The sequence below is a fragment of the Nocardia sp. 852002-20019_SCH5090214 genome (assembly GCF_001665865.1).
GTDB lineage: Bacteria > Actinomycetota > Actinomycetes > Mycobacteriales > Mycobacteriaceae > Nocardia > Nocardia nova.
Genome location: NZ_LZMK01000450.1, coordinates 1 through 807 on the forward strand (window position 1 = coordinate 1; position 807 = coordinate 807).

At 66.5% G+C, this 807-nt stretch carries 2 protein-coding genes; both read left to right on the forward strand.

Annotation, left to right across the window (positions count from 1 at the left end):
* Positions 1-296, forward strand: a 296-nt coding sequence (locus tag A5780_RS38575; RefSeq protein WP_156769781.1) for a DciA family protein, incomplete at its 5' end; no start/stop codon positions are given.
* A 329-nt stretch (positions 297-625) separates the two neighbouring features.
* Positions 626-807 (forward strand): hypothetical protein (locus A5780_RS42395; protein ID WP_231983231.1); only part of this gene is annotated, 182 nt, incomplete at its 3' end.

Sequence of the window (807 nt, forward strand, 5' to 3'; positions counted from 1 at the left end):
GCCATCCGGTCGAGGATGCCTGGGCAGAGGCCATCCAGATCGAGTTCGCCGACGACAATCGAGGCTTGAAGTTGAGCGAAATGCCGACTCCTACATCGCTGGACAGGGGAAGGCTACTCGTCGAGACGTCCTCGGTCCCCTGGACGGGCGCTCTCCAGACCCGCGCCGAAGCCTTGGCGCAGCGGATCAATGCCAAGATCGGCGAGGTTGCGGTTACCTCGATCCATGTCACGGCGCCGGCTCCAGCCACACCCAGGTCCTCTGATGCGCAGCGGGCCCGCCACGCAGGCACGTAGACGGGCGCGCCCCTTCGGCTGTGGCGTTGGGCCGTCGTCAAATCCGGGGGCTATACGGAGGGTCGTTCCGTGGCGTCCTCAAGTCAGCCCCCCGCACCCGCCCGAACCTGCAGGACGGTGTGGGTCGGATGGGCCCTCGACAGCCCGGGATGTATTGCCGCTGTCGGAGCATCATCCATACTTCCTGGCCCGCCCGGCGGGGTAGAGCAACGGCCGATCATCGTCTCTCGGGCTCCTCGCAGTCCCAGCATTCGTATAACGGAGCTGCGGTTGTCGCCGCCGGCGGGCACACTGGGTCGGCTGAGCACCCGCGAGCGAGGGAGGGGCCCGTGCAGAGTATTTGGCCGCAGCTGTACCGGTGCCGGAATCCGTACTGCGGTGAGTGGGCCCACTACTCGCGGGTGTGCCCGAATCCATACCGGTCGCGGGTCCCGCCGTCGGAAGGCGACTACCAGAGCTACCTCAGGTGGAAACGGATGTGGCTCGAGGGCGACTTCGATCTGAACCGCAC